Consider the following 16,566-nt stretch of genomic DNA (forward strand, 5'->3'; position numbering starts at 1 on the left):
GTTGTATCGAGAAGTACTTTGGATTCATAGTGAATCAAAGATTCTCGTGAGCTACGCTCGGTATCTACGATAATGCTCGAATTGACAAATTAACAAAAAACTAAAACCCAAAAGCGAAGCGACCTAAAGCTTAAAACCTGATCAAATGAAAGAAAAATACGCAATTACGGTAGATGATCTTACAGTAGCTTATGACTATAAACCTGTGTTGTGGGATATTGATTTAGCGATTCCCGAAAGTGTATTGATGTGCATTGTAGGACCAAATGGCGCAGGAAAATCTACGTTGATCAAATCAATTCTAGGAATTATCAAACCAATAGCAGGAACAGTTTCTATTTATGGAAAGCCCTATGCAAAACAACGATCGTTAGTAGCGTATGTTCCGCAAAAAGGAAGTGTTGATTGGGATTTTCCAACAACGGCATTAGATGTTGTAATGATGGGAACGTATGGAAGTCTCGGTTGGATTAAACGTCCTGGGAGAAAAGAAAAGAAAGCATCACTGGAAGCCTTGGAAAAAGTTGGGATGTTGCCTTTTAAAAACAGACAAATAAGCCAACTTTCGGGTGGACAACAACAACGAATTTTCTTAGCGAGAGCTTTGGTGCAAGATGCTTCAATTTATTTCATGGATGAACCTTTTCAAGGTGTAGATGCAACCACTGAAAAAGCAATTATCAACATCTTAAAAGAACTCCGTAAAGCAGGAAAAACAGTTGTAGTAGTGCATCACGATTTGCAAACAGTTCCCGAATATTTTGATTGGGTTACGTTTTTGAATGTGAAAAAAATTGCCACAGGTCCCGTAAAAGATATTTTTAATGATGACAACTTGACCAAAACTTACGGTATTAACTATAAAGTAAGTGTTCAGGAATAAAAAACAACTAAAAAGTAAGAAACCATAGATTTTCAAGGATACATAGAACTTATTTTTTCCAATTATACAGCGCGAGTTGTGATGTTAGGAACTGCAATATTAGGTGCTATTTGTGGTATGTTGGGAAGTTTTGCTGTATTGCGAAAACAAAGCCTTTTAGGAGATGCTATTTCACATGCCGCTTTGCCAGGAATTGCCATTGCGTTTCTTATTACAGGCGTAAAAGACAGCAATCTATTTTTGCTTGGTGCCTTAATTAGCGGATTGATTGGTACATTTTGGATTCGAAGTATTACAAGAAAAACACACCTAAAATCAGATACGGCTTTAGGTTTAACACTTTCCTTATTTTTTGGATTTGGAATGTTGCTCTTAACCTTTATTCAAAAACAGCCGAATGCCAGTCAAGCTGGATTGGACACCTATTTATTTGGACAAGCCGCAACTTTACTAGTAAAAGATGTGTGGCTTATTGCGATTGTTGCCGGAATTGCATTGCTCATTTTATTGGTTTTTTGGAAAGAATTTAAAATCTTACTATTTGATGAAGATTATACCAAAACACTAGGCTTCAACACGCGTTTTATAGACATTTTAATCACAACATTCATTGTAATTACGATTGTATTAGGTTTGCAAACTGTTGGCGTTATTTTGATGAGCGCAATGTTGTTAGCGCCAGCTGCTGCGGCACGACAATGGACAAATAGCTTAGAAAAAATGGTCATATTGGCTGCTATATTCGGAGCGTTTTCAGGAGTTTTTGGAACAGGAATTAGTACGGTTGTTGGAAACCTATCTACAGGTCCCGTAATTGTATTGGTAGCGGCAAGTTTTGTATTATTCTCCTTTATATTTTCGCCAAAAAGAGGATTATTATTTAGAGAAATTCGCTTTCGAAAAAACAGAAACAATATCAAAATGCAAAAAACCTTGGCGTTTATGTATGAAATTGCCAAAACACACGAAAATATCTCGCATCCGCATGCGATAAAAATATTAAACGGTTTTCAAGGATTTTCCAAACGTTCTTTGCAGGAACTTGTAGATTTGAATTATGTGCAAATTGATGGACAACAATGGTCAATGACGCAAGAAGGCTACAAAACCGCCGCCAATTTATACAACCAACAAGTACAAGATATTCATGGATAGCGCGCAAATCACCATACAAATTGTTGTTACGCTGGTTGCTATTGCCTGTGCAATTCCAGGTACGTTTTTGGTATTGCGTAAAATGTCGCTCATCAGTGATGCAATAAGTCATTCAATCTTATTAGGTATTGTGATTGGGTTTTTTATTGTGGAAGATACATCTTCACCGTTATTGATTGTTTTAGCTGCGTTGGCTGGAGTCGTCACAGTGATTTTAGTCGAATTCATTCAAAAAACTGGCTTGGTAAAAGAAGATACCGCTATTGGATTGGTGTTTCCTGCATTGTTTAGTATTGGGGTAATTCTGATTTCGAAAAATGCCAACGATGTACACTTAGATATTGACTCTGTTATGGTTGGTGATTTGAGTTTGGTTGCGTTTGATAATATCTTAATCAACTGTCAAGAAGGTGTTGCAGATTCCTGTGTCAGCCTAGGTCCAAAAGCCATTTGGGTAATTGGCTCTATTTTACTTGTGACTCTAATTTTACTATTTGCTTTTTTCAAAGAATTAAAAGTCAGTACGTTTGATGCTGGTTTGGCAGCGGCTTTAGGGTTTTCTCCAGTAATTATGCACTACGGATTAATGACAGTTTCATCGGTAACCATTGTTGGTGCTTTTGATGCAGTTGGCCCCATACTTGTTGTCGCATTAATGATAGCGCCTGCAGCAACAGCGTATTTATTTACCAAAGATTTGAAGAAAATGCTGTTACTTTCCTGCTTTTTTGGAGTTGTTGCGTCCATAGCAGGTTTTTGGTTAGCACATATTTTAGACGCGTCTATTTCAGGTTCTATGACTACAGTTTTAGCTGTTCTATTTCTATTAGTTTTTGAGCCAATAATTATGTCTATAGTAGTAAGTATTGCTACAGGAACAGGCATTATTTTTTATCAATATTATGAACTTGCAATGGCAAGCGGAATTGATTTTGAACGTAAGTTGTTTGGCGATAAAATACGAACTGTATTCTCAGAATTTGTCTGGGTCGATTATCTATATATTTTTCTTATTGCACTTATATTGGCATCTGTTTTAATCTATATTTTGCCAAAAAGAGGTTTAATTTATGGATATTATAAAGTACGACAGCAAAAAACAGAAATCATGTTGTTGGTGTTTTTACTGCACATTCGAAACCATAAAGAAGAAAGCGAACGTCATGTAAAGCATTTAAATGAGCACATTAATTGGCAGCGATTGCGTTCACAATCTATTGTGGAATTGGCGAAAAAGAATAATATGATTACAGTTACAGATAAAATTATTTCTTTGACTGAAAAGGGAGAAGATTTCACCGAAAAAGCCATTGATTATATTATCACCAATAAAGACACCGAGATAGAAGAAATGAAAGATGATTTCTTTTTGTTTAGAGGATAAAAACTATTTTTGCTTAGATGGATATCATAAAAATACTTTGGTATATATTTTTTGTATTGTTCTCGACTGGAGAAGAAAAACTAGCAACTCAAAAAGAGTCATTTCCAATCATTCTACAAAAAGATCAAGTAGAATGTGGTCCTACATGCTTGCAAATGATAAGTAAACATTATGGAACAGATTACGGAATAGAAACCCTGAATAAACTTGCCAACCTACGAGCTGAAGGAACTTCTTTAGGAGATATAGCCGATGCGGCCGAAACTATAGGATTTAAAACCTTAGCGGTAGAAATAGATTATGATACTTTCTTTGAAGAAGTGCCATATCCAGCTATGGTACATTGGCGAAACAGACATTTTGCTGTAGTATATAATATGAGTAAAGATAGTGTTTGGGTAGCCGATCCTGCAATTGGATTACTAACATATTCGAAAAAACAGTTTTTAGCAGGCTGGGCAATGAGTGATGTTAATAAGGCTAAACCCAAAGAAAATGGCTATGCATTGCTTTTTGAAACAACAACAAAGTTTTATAATGCAACAACAAAACCGAGTGCCATTGCCATAGCAAATAAGAAAAAATAAACAGATTCTTCAGTATCATAAAGATAAATGACACGCTTAAAAAACGTAAATTCTTTCAGAAATGTAAAAATTAACTAACAAATGTTAGTTAATTGATTTTCAGCACATTATGTTTTTTGAAATTACCGTTCATCGAAGAACTCAGTGCATTTATCGATAAACTATGTGCATTAACCTAAATATTGAACATTTCATAGATAAAGAATGTACTTTAGTATTGAGTAATTTTAGAAATCATTTAGTTGTTTAACTTAAGACATTAACTTAACAACTTTTGTTAAGAAAAGAGAGTGAGGCTTAACACTCTCTTTTTTTATGCCCTATTTTTTCCTTTGTATCTTTCTTTTAGATAAAACCTACCTACTTTATAGGCACTTACAAAAACCAATAAAAATATGTTAAACATGCCTATTTTTTATATTGGCTATAATACATTTGATTAATCTAACATTAAAAACATTACAATGAAAAAAATTACATTATTTGTATTTCTATTAGCATTTGCTTTTGTCAACGCACAAAATGATGACAAAACTACCGACAAATTAAGCTTTGCAAAAGGAACACAATTCGTCAACTTGAATTTATCTTTGAATACTACCAATTCTGACTTAAATGGAGCTATACAAACGCAAGAGTCTAGAAACTTTGGGTTTAGCATTAATCCATCATACAGTTACGCAATTAGCGATAATTTTTTCTTAGGATTAGGACTTGGGTATACTACTAATTCAAGAGAAAATGACTTGAATGGAGTTTTGGATAATGAAGCGAGTACCAATTCATTTTCAGTATTTCCGTTTGTACGTTACTATAAAGGAATTGGAAAGAAATTAGCTTTTTTCGTTCAAGGAGAAACGCGTTATTCTCATTCAAAGAATGAAGTGAACAATACAAATGCTCGAACAACGAATTCATTCTTTTTTGGAGTACGACCAGGATTAACTTTTATGCTTAGTAAAAATATAGGATTAGAAACTTCAATCGGTGCTTTAGGATATACAACAAGCAATGTTGAAGACGAAGGAAACAATTCAGAATCTGATTTTAACAGTTTCAATTTTTCATTAAACTCATCAAACTTATTGGTTGGTTTAAGTTACTATTTCTAAAAAAAGATAAAAACATATTTCGTAAAACCGCAACTGTCTTTTAAAGATTGTTGCGGTTTTCTTTTTACGTTAAACTTTATTAAAAAAGGCTAAAACGTTGTTAAAGTCATATTTGTATTATAACTGCTTTCTTACATTTGGTTGTAACATTAAACATTAAAACCATTATTATGAAAAAAATTACGCTAGTAGCATGTCTACTAATTATTGCCTTTGTAAATGCTCAAGATGACACTAAAAACGACTCTGATAAGCTTACTTTTGCGAAAGGAACGCAGTTTGTGAATGTGAATTTATCGCTAGGAGCAACAGATTCAGATTTTATTTCTGAAACACAAAATTATAACACTAAAAGGTTTCATTTCAACATCAACTCTTCATATAGTTATGCTATTAGTAATAATCTCTTTATTGGATTAGGACTTGGATATTCACATAACAAACAAAAACAAGATGATCGATCTGATGTATCAGATTTTGAAGATAAGGGGAATACATATCGAGTATTTCCGTATGTGCGTTACTATAAAGGAATAGGAAAGAAACTAGCTTTTTTTATACAAGGAGAGACTCGTTTTTCTCATTCTAAAATTGAGCGTAATAATGAGGAAAACTGGAGAACCAATAGCCTATTTATAGGTGTGCGTCCAGGATTTACATTGATGCTGAATAAAAACTTAGGATTAGAAACTTCCATTGGCTCACTAGGATATGCTAGTGCAGATTCTGAAAATAAACTCAACAATTCTAATTCAGATTCTAAAGGATTCAGTTTATCTCTAAATACTTCAAATTTATTCTTTGGATTGAATTATTATTTTTAAAAGCAACAATTACTAACAACCGCAATCGTCTTTTCCACAAGCTTTTGCGGTTTTCTTTTTCCAGAAAAATTTCTTCACAATAAAACCTACTGCAATCAAAAATGTAATACCAACTAATATTTCCTGAATCATACTCTTATTTTAAAAATTGATACGCAATTAATCCTGCTACATACGCAATAACCGTCATGGCGCCTAATTGAATCATTGGCCATTTCCAGCTGTTGGTTTCTCTTCTTACAATTGCCAACGTACTCATACATTGCATGGCAAATGCATAAAACAATAATAATGATATTCCTGAAGCAAACGTAAATACCTTTTTGCCAGAACTTGCATGTACTTCCGATCTCATTTTGGCTTTTATCGTATTTCCTTCTTCATCATCACTTTCACTTCCAACGGTATAAATAGTTGCCAAGGTTCCTATAAATACTTCACGTGCTGCAAACGAACTTACCAAAGCAATTCCTATTTTCCAGTCGTATCCTAAAGGTCGTATAGTAGGTTCAATGGTTTTTCCGATGACTCCTAATACAGAATTTTCTAATCGCAATCCAGCAATTTCATCTTCTATTACAGCTTCTTTAAATTCTGGGATTTTTCCAGCTACAGCTGAATTCATCTCTTTTGCATTTAACGTTTTTCCAGCTTCTTTTGCTTCTTCACGTACGCTTTTTTCAAAGCGAATGATTTTGTTTTGTAACGAAATTTGTTGAATCTCATTAAAACCATTTTCAGCAATTGATTCCGTAATGATCGTGTCTGCATTATCAAAAGTATCATTGACACCAACAGACGCTAATACCCATAAAATAACGGAGATCGCCAAGATAATTCTTCCGGCTTCAAATACAAATGCTTTGGTTTTTTCAATAACCGTAAACGCCACATTTTTGAATAATGGAATTTTATACTTTGGCAATTCAACTACAAAATACGATTTACTTTCAATCTTTAAGGTTTTGTGTAAGATGTAAGCAGAAATCAAAGCAATGGCAAATCCGATAAGGTATAATAACATTAACGTAATTCCTTGCCAAGTGAAAAACCAGAAGATAGGTTCACCAGGAATAATAAGTGAAATTAGAATTGCATACACAGGCAATCGTGCAGCACAGGTAATAAACGGCGTAACCAAAATAGTGATGAGGCGTTCTTTCCAGCTTTCAATGTTTCTGGTTGCCATGATTGCAGGAATTGCACATGCAGCACCCGAAATTAAAGGCACAACACTTTTTCCGCTCAATCCAAATCGGCGCATTATTTTATCCATCAAAAAGACCACACGACTCATATAGCCACTTTCTTCTAAAATGGAAATAAAGAGAAATAGAAAGGCAATTTGTGGAATAAATATGACGATTCCGCCCAAACCAGCAATTATTCCATCGGCGAGTAAATCGGTAAACATTCCTGCGGGCAATACTTCTTTTGTCCAATCTGCCAACGAGCCAAAAGCACCGTCAATAAGATCCATTGGTATGTTACTCCATTCAAAAATTACTTGAAATATCAACAATAATAAAATTGCAAAAATGGCGTATCCGAAGAATTTATGTGTAAAAATTCGATCGAGCTTTGCTTGCATGTCACTAGCTTTCGATCGATCGACAGTATACGATTTTTTTAATGCTTCATTGATAAACTGATAGCGAATAATGGTTTCGCGATGTTGTACTTTTTTAAGCTCAATTTTTGATAATGAAGTGAGTAACTCCGTATGTGTAACAGTATTTTTTTCAATCTTTTCAGCAGGAATACAGCGCTCTGTAGAAAGCGAACTGTACTCTATAATAGCTTCTTTTACTTTATCAATTCCTGTTTTTTGTTTAGAACTGATAACAACAACTTTAGCTTTTAAATCGGCTTCCAATTGTTGAACGTCTAGTGAAATTCCTTTCGACTTCATTCTATCTGCCATATTAATGACTAAGATTGTCGGAATTTCTAAATCTTTCACTTGCGTGAAAATGAGTAGATTTCGTTTCAACTGCTCCACATCTGTTACCACAACGGCAACATTAGGATAATTCGCATTTGAAGGATTGTTTAAAATATCAATTGCAATTTTTTCATCAGCGGAAGAAGCGTTCAAACTATACGTACCCGGTAAATCTAAAATTGTAGCTTTTTGTGTTTTGGACAGTTTACAAGTTCCTGTTTTCTTATCGACTGTAATTCCAGGGTAGTTTCCAACCTTTTGGTTTAATCCTGTTAAATGATTAAATAAAGATGTTTTTCCTGTATTTGGATTTCCTATTAGGGCTACTTTTATTGTTGAATCACTCATTAACAAATAGGATTAAAGGACTTTTTCGATTAGAATTTCTGCAGCAGTATCTTTTCTAATAGCAATATTGCTATCATTAATCGTTAAAAACAAAGGACCATTAAATAAGGTAGTTTGTACAAGTTCCACTTCATTTCCAGGTAAGCAACCCATTTCTATGAGTTTTAGCGGAATTGTATCTACAGGAAAATCAAGAATAATGGCTTTTTCTCCTTTTTGTAAATCTGCAACAGTCAAATCTTCTTTTATTTAGATTAATTTTAAAGAAGCAAAAATAAGTTAAAAAGTTTAGTTAGAAAACTTCCATGTAAAAAAAGCGCTATTCGTATGAATCTTTTAGTATTTCGATGTCTTCTAGCAGTTGTTCAATCTCTTCTTCTTTGGTACCATCGTAAAATCCGCGAATGCGACGTTCTTTATCAATCAGCATAAAATTTTCGGTATGAACCATACTATAATCTTCATCACCATTTGATTTTACAGCTAGATATGATTTACGCGCCAAGTCATAAATTTGCTTTCTATCGCCTGTGACTAAATTCCACTTTGCATCATTTACACCTTTTTCAATAGCATAGCGTTTTAATTGTGCTACGGTATCAATTTCTGGAGTAACGGAATGTGATAACAACATAATGTCATCATCGTCAAGAATCTCTTTTTGGATGTCTGCCATATTTTTTGTCATGATCGGACAAATAGTACCACAGGTTGTAAAAAAGAAATCTGCTACATAAATTTTCCCTTTATAATTGTCTTGCGTGATCGTTTCCCCATTCTGATTTATAAGTGAAAAATCATTTATTTTATGATATTTACTTACATGTTGTATGGAATTGTCAACTAATTCGACATTTACATTAGTAGGTTGATATATAGGAAGTACATTTTTCTTGCGAAGCATAAAGTAGATTGCACTCATGATAATTGCTGATAAACAGCTCATTACAATCGCAAAAAGTCTGTATTTTTTAAAAAATGATAGCATTTGATGTCGTTTAGCGGATAAATTTACAGTTCATCGATAAATTTTGGGGTATTCATCGAAAAAACCCTGTACAAAATTACGATTTTTATTTTTGATAGTGAAAAATTCCTATATTGTTAATCCCAAATCTAACTTAACAATGAAGAAAACCATCTTAGCCCTTGGTTTCTTATGGACTTTTGTCGCTTTTAGCCAAACAGATCAGGAACTGATTGACGTGGCTCAAGGAGAGTATAATAAGGCAAAACAACTACAGGATTTTCAAGCAAACGAAAATACAGCTTCTTACGATTTATTATCTCAAAAATTAGAAATAGAAGTTGATCCAGCTATACATTATATCAAAGGAGAAGTTACAACAGAATTCCGCACTATAGAAAATACAGATACTATTGTTTTTGACTTATCAGACAACTTAGAAGTTGCTTCTGTAACTACTAAAGACGAAACATTACAATTTACACACAAAAATAACGAACTCATTATCACATTTGATAGAGGTCTTTGCGAAGACGCTACGCAGACATTAAAAATAGCTTACGAAGGAACTCCTAGTAAGAGTAACGATGGTAATGGATTTGTAACAACAACACATAACAATACGCCATCATTATATACACTTTCTGAGCCTTACGGTTCAAGAGAATGGTGGCCATGTAAGCAAGACTTAAACGACAAAATAGATCAAATTGACGTCATCATCACGGCTCCTGCAGCTTACAAAGCTGTTTCCAACGGAATGGTAATATCAGAAACTCAAGAAGGAGCTTTGATGACGACTCATTGGCAACATAACTACCCAATTCCTACGTATTTAATAGGTGTTGCGGTAACTGACTACGAAGTTTTTTCACAGACTGTAGAAAGAAATGGACATAGCTTTGACATTGTAAACTATGTATATCCAGAATCAAGAGAAAAAGCAGAAGAGTACACGAAAGTGACTGTTGAAATTATGAACTTGTTTCAAGATTTATTAGGAGAGTATCCTTTTAAAGATGAAAAATACGGTCATGCAGAGTTTGAATATGGTGGCGGAATGGAGCATTCTACAATTTCGTTTATGGGGAATTTTAGTAGATCTTTAATTGCTCACGAATTGGCACACCAATGGTTTGGAAACAAAGTAACTTGTGATTCTTGGAATAACATTTGGTTAAATGAAGGTTTTGCAACGTATTTAACTGGTTTGGTTGAAAATCATTTTGATGGAGAAGAAGACTTCATTAACTGGAAACGTGGGAAAATTGCAGACATTACAACTTCAAGAAACGGTTCTGTGTATGTTGAAGATGAAAAGTTAGATAATGTTGGACGTATTTTCAGTTCAAGATTAACCTACAATAAAGGAGCAATGGTAATTCACATGTTGCGCCAAAAGCTAGGAGATGATGTATTCTTCAAAGCATTAAGAAATTATTTAAATGATGAGCAATTAGCCTATGGTTATGCAGATTCAGATCAATTGCAAGCACATTTAGAAACAACAAGCGGACAAGATTTACAAGCGTTTTTTAACGATTGGATTTACGGAGAAGGATATCCTTCGTATGATGTAGCTTGGTATCAAGGAGCTAAGAGTGAATTGAATATTACAATGAATCAAGCACAATCAAACAAAAAAGTTGATTTCTTTGAAATGAATGTATCTTTCTTAGTTGTGGGAATGCAAGGAGAAGAGCAGTATATTACTGTAGATCATACTTTTGATGGACAAGAATTTGCAATAGCAGTTGATTTTGAAATCTCTGATATTATCATTGATCCAAAATTCGATTTAATTTCTAAAAACAACAGTGTTAGAATTGATATTGAAGCTGTTGCCGAATTGGAAATTCAATCTACAACCAATAAAACTACACTCGTAACTGCTAAAAAATAATACTACAATACACACATTCTGAGTAAATATATTAAAATCCAATTTTTAGGTCGCCGCTATTTTTTATAAGTAATCATAAAAGCTTACTTTTGTGCGTTCTATAAACATTTTATACTATAAATGGGATTATTTATTCAGATTACATCGTTTGTCCTTATCATATCTATTCTTGTGATTCTTCACGAATTAGGGCATTTCATACCAGCAAAACTTTTTAAAACGAAAGTTGAAAAATTCTATTTATTTTTTGATCCATGGTTTTCTATTGTAAAGAAGAAAGTTGGTGATACTGTGTATGGAATTGGATGGCTTCCTTTAGGTGGTTATGTGAAAATTGCTGGAATGATTGATGAAAGCATGGATAAGGAGCAAATGGAAAAACCGCCAGAACCATGGGAATTTCGCTCAAAACCAGCTTGGCAACGTTTAATAATCATGTTAGGTGGAGTTATTGTAAACTTCTTATTGGCTTGGGTAATTTACATTTCAATATTTATGTATTATGGGGAATCGTATATTCCTGTAAATAAAATTCCAGATGGTATTTATGTAGATGAAACCAGCGAAAAAATTGGTTTACTTACAGGAGATAACATTCTTGCTATTGATGGTAATAAAGTTGAAAAACTAGATAAATACTTAAATATTGATCTTTTACTTGGTGATGAAGTAACGGTTTTGCGCGATGGTAAAGAAATTACTGTTCCCTTAAGTGATGAAGGAAAAAAAGCCGCTTTAGACAGTCAAGGAAGAAACTTTGTAAATCCGCGTGTAGCTGCTATTATTGGAGAAGTAAAAGACAGCACAAATGCTAAAAAAGCAGGATTATTAGTTAATGATGAAGTACTTGCCGTAAATGGCGCTAAAATTAAGTTCTGGGACGAATTTGATACTAAGATAAAAGCCAATAAAAGTAAAGAGATCAGCCTTACCTTAAAAAGAGATGGCAGAGAAATGGTATTACCTGTTCAAGTAAATGATAGTGCTACTATTGGAGTACGATTAAATGGACAAAAAGCGAATGAGCGTTTATTTGTAACAAAAGAATACGGATTTTTCGAATCAATACCGAGAGGTTTTAATGAAACTATAAATGTATTGGTACGTCAGGTAAAACAATTTAAATTAATTTTCAACCCTGTAATTCAAGGATACAAAAAAGTAAAAGGACCTATTGGAATTGTAGATATGATGCCAACATCATGGAATTGGTACTTCTTTTGGAGTTTCATGGCGATGTTCTCAGTATGGTTGGCCTTTTTAAATATTTTACCAATCCCAGCTTTAGATGGTGGACATGTAATGTTTTTACTTTACGAAATAATTGTGGGGAAAGCACCATCGCAAAAAGTAATGGAAATTGGTCAAATAGTTGGTTTTGTAATCATTATGAGTTTAATGGTTGTCATTTTTGGAAATGATATTTGGAACTTAATAAAAGGTGCTTGATAAAAAGAAATAAAAGAGGAATAATTTTTTTTAAAATTTTAAAAAAAATGTTTGTTCAAAATAAAAAATAGCATATATTTGCAACCGCAAAAAGCAATAACACTCCTCCTTAGCTCAGTTGGTTAGAGCATCTGACTGTTAATCAGAGGGTCCAAAGTTCGAGTCTTTGAGGAGGAGCAAAGCTTTTAAAAGCCATCAGAAATGATGGCTTTTTTTATGGCTATACTTTTCGTGAAACCATCAATTTTATAGATGTATTCTAGCGAAGTTGAATTGAGAACCTAATAAGTATTTCGGTTTAAAAATTTGCATCTAAGTAGGATTGTAGTAGTCAGAAACGATTTATAGGTTCAATAGCTATGATTGATTTTAATGTCTTATCGTAAATGTCAAATCGAGCGCAGTCGAGATTCAATTGAAACTTATAGTTTCCTAGTGTTCTCGACTGTGCTCGAACTGACAAATGATTAATTTTTCAATACTTTATGTGTAACGTCTATGATTTTTATATCTAACTCACGTTAATTCCCCTTTAAAACCTTCAATTCCCCGTTTTTATTTAAAATGATAAAATGAGTCGTGCCGTTTATCACAATTTTCTGAATGGATTTTGCTTCTGAATGATTTAAATAACTTGCGTCTTTAGAATATTGATACGTTCCTTTGTTGTTTCCTACTAATAGATAACCTTTAGACGCGTCGTAACGAATAGTTTCTACTTCGGCATCATAGATGTTTCCAACACCAAAAACATCTAAAAAACCGTCTTTATTTACATCATGAGTTACAATGCTTAAAGTTGGTCCAAATTGTGCATGATTTGGCAATGTTTCGATGTTAAAATTCCCTTTTCCATTATTTTTAAGAATGATCGATTCGAAGTTGGTAACTTCCAAATGTGTAGCATTCGCCAATTTCTCTTGTCCGTAGATTTCCGGCAATGTAGAACTGGCAAAATCTTTGTAGGTTTTTAGTTTGCTGTTTAAAACTGGAGTTTGCTCAGAAGAACATTGTTTTCCTCGCACAGGAAGTAATTCGCCCGTTTTTGATACTTTACTCAACGCCATGTCAAAGGAAGTATTCTGATCTAAATTCCCAGCGTAAATATGCAATGGTTTTTCTTTTGTTGGATGATACTTATTGTTCGTTCCCCAATTTCCTATAATGTAATCGTTATCACCATCGTTATCAATATCCGCTTCCGTAATGCATTGATACCAACCACTTGTATTGCTAAGTTCAGAAAGATTCTTTTTGCTGAATTTCCCATCGTTATTTTCAAAAATGGTAATTGGCATCCATTCGCCAACTACAATTAAATCTAAATCGCCATCTGCATCGTAATCAGAGAAAAGTGCATCATTGACTAACTGTAATTCTGAGATTTCAGAAATTACGCTATCATTCGTGTTTATAAACTTTCCGTTTTCGTTCTTTAGCAAGTATGATGTTTCTGCAAGTGGATATTTTCCATGAGTTGTGCTTCCGCCAATAAAAATATCGATGTCGCCATCATTGTCATAATCTCCATGAGCAATCCCTTTTGTATTTGCTCGAATTTTAGGCAAACGATTGGATTTTTTATAATTCCCTTTTCCATCATTTATATACAATCGATCTTGTAACAACGCACTATTTTCTTCATTTTCATATCCTCCAGAAGTTACATACAAATCTGGATCTTTATCGTTGTCAACATCAATAAATCGTGCATTGGTATCTTCATATTTTTTGTCGCCTTCAAATAATTTTTGACTTTTCTCAGTAAAAGTTCCATCGTTTTGTTGAACATATAATTTCCCTGAAGTTCCTGTTGCATTTCCCACAAAGAAATCATCTAAACCATCATTATTCACATCAGCCACTGCTAAAGGATTTCCTTTTTCAGACTGCTTTTGCGGTAAGAGCACTTGCAAATCAAAATCGTTAAACTCATTTTCTTTGTGAACATATTCAATTCCTAAATCCGTAGGATGAATCGTTTCAAATAATGCTGTTAAATTTGAATTTTCTGCTTTTTCTTGAGTTGCATTTTTATAATCTAGCGTAATTGTTTTGCCTGTTTTTACATTAGAAAGCAATTGTTTTTTACCGTTTGACCAACGAACTGTAACACTATCTATTTGTGTGATTTCGCCCAAACCAAAATGCAATTTATTTGTGACTGACGATTGAAAACCTCTACTTACCAACAATGTTTTAGATTGCTGTAATCCGTCAGCATACACATTAACTGTAGTTCCAATTCCGTTTTTATTTTGAGCAGTTCCGACAAGAGAAAAAGTAACGGAGTTTCCTTCTGAATGATTTTTGTAAATCTGTGCTTCCGCAGATTGATTATTGGTGATGATATCTAAATCGCCATCATTGTCCAAATCGGCATACACTGCGCCACTAGAATTCACTTTGGAATCAAAACCCCAATCTTTTGTTTTGTTGGAAAAAGTAAGATCTTGATTGTTTTGAAAAATATAATTGTTTAATGTGTTTGAAGGCATCATATTGATCGCTTCTTCTAAAGACACTTTCTTTCGATTTTGAATATTAGTCTTCATTTTATTTCTAAAATCCTGATTGGAAAGATCGTGCTCAATTCCATTGGTCACAAATACATCATTGAATCCGTCATTATCAAAATCGGCAATTAATGGCGCCCAACTCCAATCGGTTTTTGCAATGCCCGATAATTGTCCTATTTCGCTGTACGTTCCATCACCATTATTGAGTTGTAACATATTAGACATGTATTGATGGTGATAACCCGCATTGACAACAGCATGGAAGTTTTCCGTGCTCATCGTTGCCATGTTTTCTTTGCTTCGTACATGATCTTCGGCTAACATATCTAAAACAATCAAATCGGGTTGTAAATCGTTGTTGATATCAGCAAAATCCGATCCCATACTATTTGCAGAAATGTGTTTGAAACGGTCTAAAATTTCATCTTTAAAAGTTCCATCACCTTGATTTATATATAGAAAATCAGGTTCTAAAAAGTCGTTAGCTACATAAATATCTGGAAGATTGTCATTGTTAAAATCACCTATAGAAGCACTCAATCCCCAAGCTTTGTTTTCAATACCAGCAATTTTGGTCACATTCGTAAAACGTTTTCCGTCATTTCTAAATAATTGATCTGAATTGTACGGTTCTTTTCGTTGTTGAATTCGCGGATCAATGTTGGTATTATTCTGAAAGTCAAAACGATGATTTACTAAGTACAAATCTAAATCGCCATCTAAATCATAATCAAAAAAATAGGCTTGTGTAGAAAATCCAAAATGATCAATTCCGTATGCCGCAGCACTTTCCTTAAAAGTATTGTTCTTTTGATTGATGTATAATTTGTTCTTTCGAGGATTGTGATTTTTTAAAGATCCCGATTTACATACATAAATATCTAACCAACCATCATTATTAATATCAATCATGGTAACGCCAGTTGTCCAACCATTTTCATCAGACACTTTTGCTTTCTTAGTAATATCTTCAAATGCAAAATCGCCTTTATTTAAGTACAACGCATTGCTTCCTTGATTAGAAGAAAAATACACATCATCCAATCCGTCATTATTAATATCTCCTACAGCAATTCCGCCACCATTATAAATGTATGAATAGTTTAAAAAGTTAAAATAAAGATTCTCTTTTACCTCATTTTTAAAATGAACATTTGTGTGTTCGTTGTTTATCAAACTAAATAATGTGTCGCTTTTTTCTGCTGTTTTTTTAGCACAACCAATACCTAAAAAAAGTATCGCGAAGTAAAAGATTTTATGTTGCTTTAAAAATATCATTTCAGAGGATTTATTTAGTATTAGGATGTTTCTATTTTAATATGAGTTCAATTTAATTTTACAACTTTTGACTTTCAATGTTTTAACAAAATGTCAAATCGAGCGCAGTCGAGATTCAATAAAAATGATCGTTTTCTTTAGCTTCTCGACTGCGCTCGAAGTGACAAGAGTTGATCTTATTTGGTTGTGATTATATTACCGACTTCTTACGT

The 16,566-nt window shown here is 33.5% G+C and carries 13 protein-coding genes and 1 tRNA gene; 9 read left to right on the forward strand and 5 right to left on the reverse strand.

All coding sequences use genetic code 11. The features are described 5' to 3' along the window. The first annotated feature begins 145 nt into the window (after window positions 1-145). The 6 genes from ACRBBL_RS11405 to ACRBBL_RS11430 all read left to right on the forward strand — a co-directional run bounded on the left by ACRBBL_RS11405 (window position 146) and on the right by ACRBBL_RS11430 (window position 5,945). Window positions 146-883, forward strand: a complete 738-nt coding sequence (locus tag ACRBBL_RS11405) for a metal ABC transporter ATP-binding protein (RefSeq protein ID WP_431369180.1) — start codon at window positions 146-148, stop codon at window positions 881-883. A gap of 81 nt (window positions 884-964) precedes the next feature. Beyond that, window positions 965-2,038, forward strand: coding sequence for a metal ABC transporter permease (locus ACRBBL_RS11410; protein ID WP_431369181.1), 1,074 nt, complete (start codon window positions 965-967; stop codon window positions 2,036-2,038). Then, window positions 2,031-3,422, forward strand: coding sequence for a metal ABC transporter permease (locus ACRBBL_RS11415; protein WP_431369182.1), 1,392 nt, complete (start codon window positions 2,031-2,033; stop codon window positions 3,420-3,422). Before ACRBBL_RS11410 ends, ACRBBL_RS11415 begins: the two co-directional genes overlap by 8 nt. 17 nt (window positions 3,423-3,439) lie before the next feature. Continuing rightward, on the forward strand, window positions 3,440-4,009 hold the full coding sequence (locus ACRBBL_RS11420) for a cysteine peptidase family C39 domain-containing protein (RefSeq protein WP_431369183.1): 570 nt from the start codon (window positions 3,440-3,442) through the stop codon (window positions 4,007-4,009). A 464-nt stretch (window positions 4,010-4,473) separates the two neighbouring features. Further along, a complete protein-coding gene (locus ACRBBL_RS11425) occupies window positions 4,474-5,121 on the forward strand; it encodes an outer membrane beta-barrel protein (RefSeq protein ID WP_431369184.1) in 648 nt (215 codons plus the stop codon). Between the two features lie 170 nt (window positions 5,122-5,291). Next, on the forward strand, window positions 5,292-5,945 hold the full coding sequence (locus ACRBBL_RS11430; RefSeq protein ID WP_431369185.1) for an outer membrane beta-barrel protein: 654 nt from the start codon (window positions 5,292-5,294) through the stop codon (window positions 5,943-5,945). 12 nt (window positions 5,946-5,957) lie between these two features. Here ACRBBL_RS11430 and ACRBBL_RS11435 read toward each other — a convergent pair whose 3' ends face one another. The 4 genes from ACRBBL_RS11435 to ACRBBL_RS11450 all read right to left on the reverse strand — a co-directional run bounded on the left by ACRBBL_RS11435 (window position 5,958) and on the right by ACRBBL_RS11450 (window position 9,226). Then, window positions 5,958-6,077, reverse strand: a complete 120-nt coding sequence (locus ACRBBL_RS11435) for a FeoB-associated Cys-rich membrane protein (protein WP_431369186.1) — start codon at window positions 6,075-6,077, stop codon at window positions 5,958-5,960. A 4-nt stretch (window positions 6,078-6,081) separates the two neighbouring features. Further along, the gene (feoB, locus tag ACRBBL_RS11440) at window positions 6,082-8,238 is read right to left on the reverse strand and encodes a ferrous iron transport protein B (RefSeq protein ID WP_431369187.1); all 2,157 of its coding nucleotides are present in this window, start codon (window positions 8,236-8,238) and stop codon (window positions 6,082-6,084) included. A 12-nt stretch (window positions 8,239-8,250) separates the two neighbouring features. Next, complete coding sequence (locus tag ACRBBL_RS11445) at window positions 8,251-8,475, reverse strand: FeoA family protein (RefSeq protein ID WP_431369188.1); 225 nt, start codon at window positions 8,473-8,475, stop codon at window positions 8,251-8,253. Window positions 8,476-8,557: 82 nt separating this feature from the next. Then, window positions 8,558-9,226: an SCO family protein gene (locus ACRBBL_RS11450; protein ID WP_431369189.1), complete on the reverse strand. Its 669-nt coding sequence runs from the start codon at window positions 9,224-9,226 to the stop codon at window positions 8,558-8,560. Window positions 9,227-9,365: 139 nt separating this feature from the next. On the opposite strand from ACRBBL_RS11450, the gene ACRBBL_RS11455 reads away from it, so the two are divergent. The 3 genes from ACRBBL_RS11455 to ACRBBL_RS11465 all read left to right on the forward strand — a co-directional run bounded on the left by ACRBBL_RS11455 (window position 9,366) and on the right by ACRBBL_RS11465 (window position 12,734). Continuing rightward, complete coding sequence (locus tag ACRBBL_RS11455) at window positions 9,366-11,108, forward strand: M1 family metallopeptidase (RefSeq protein WP_431369190.1); 1,743 nt, start codon at window positions 9,366-9,368, stop codon at window positions 11,106-11,108. 120 nt (window positions 11,109-11,228) lie between these two features. Next, window positions 11,229-12,557, forward strand: a complete 1,329-nt coding sequence (gene rseP / locus ACRBBL_RS11460; protein WP_431369191.1) for an RIP metalloprotease RseP — start codon at window positions 11,229-11,231, stop codon at window positions 12,555-12,557. A gap of 103 nt (window positions 12,558-12,660) precedes the next feature. Next, window positions 12,661-12,734, forward strand: a tRNA-Asn gene (locus ACRBBL_RS11465). 344 nt (window positions 12,735-13,078) lie between these two features. Here ACRBBL_RS11465 and ACRBBL_RS11470 read toward each other — a convergent pair. After that, window positions 13,079-16,354, reverse strand: a complete 3,276-nt coding sequence (locus ACRBBL_RS11470) for a VCBS repeat-containing protein (protein ID WP_431369192.1) — start codon at window positions 16,352-16,354, stop codon at window positions 13,079-13,081. Window positions 16,355-16,566: the final 212 nt, after the last annotated feature.

Origin of the sequence: Kordia sp. (assembly GCF_050633145.1) — a bacterium.
Classification (GTDB): Bacteria; Bacteroidota; Bacteroidia; order Flavobacteriales; family Flavobacteriaceae; genus Kordia.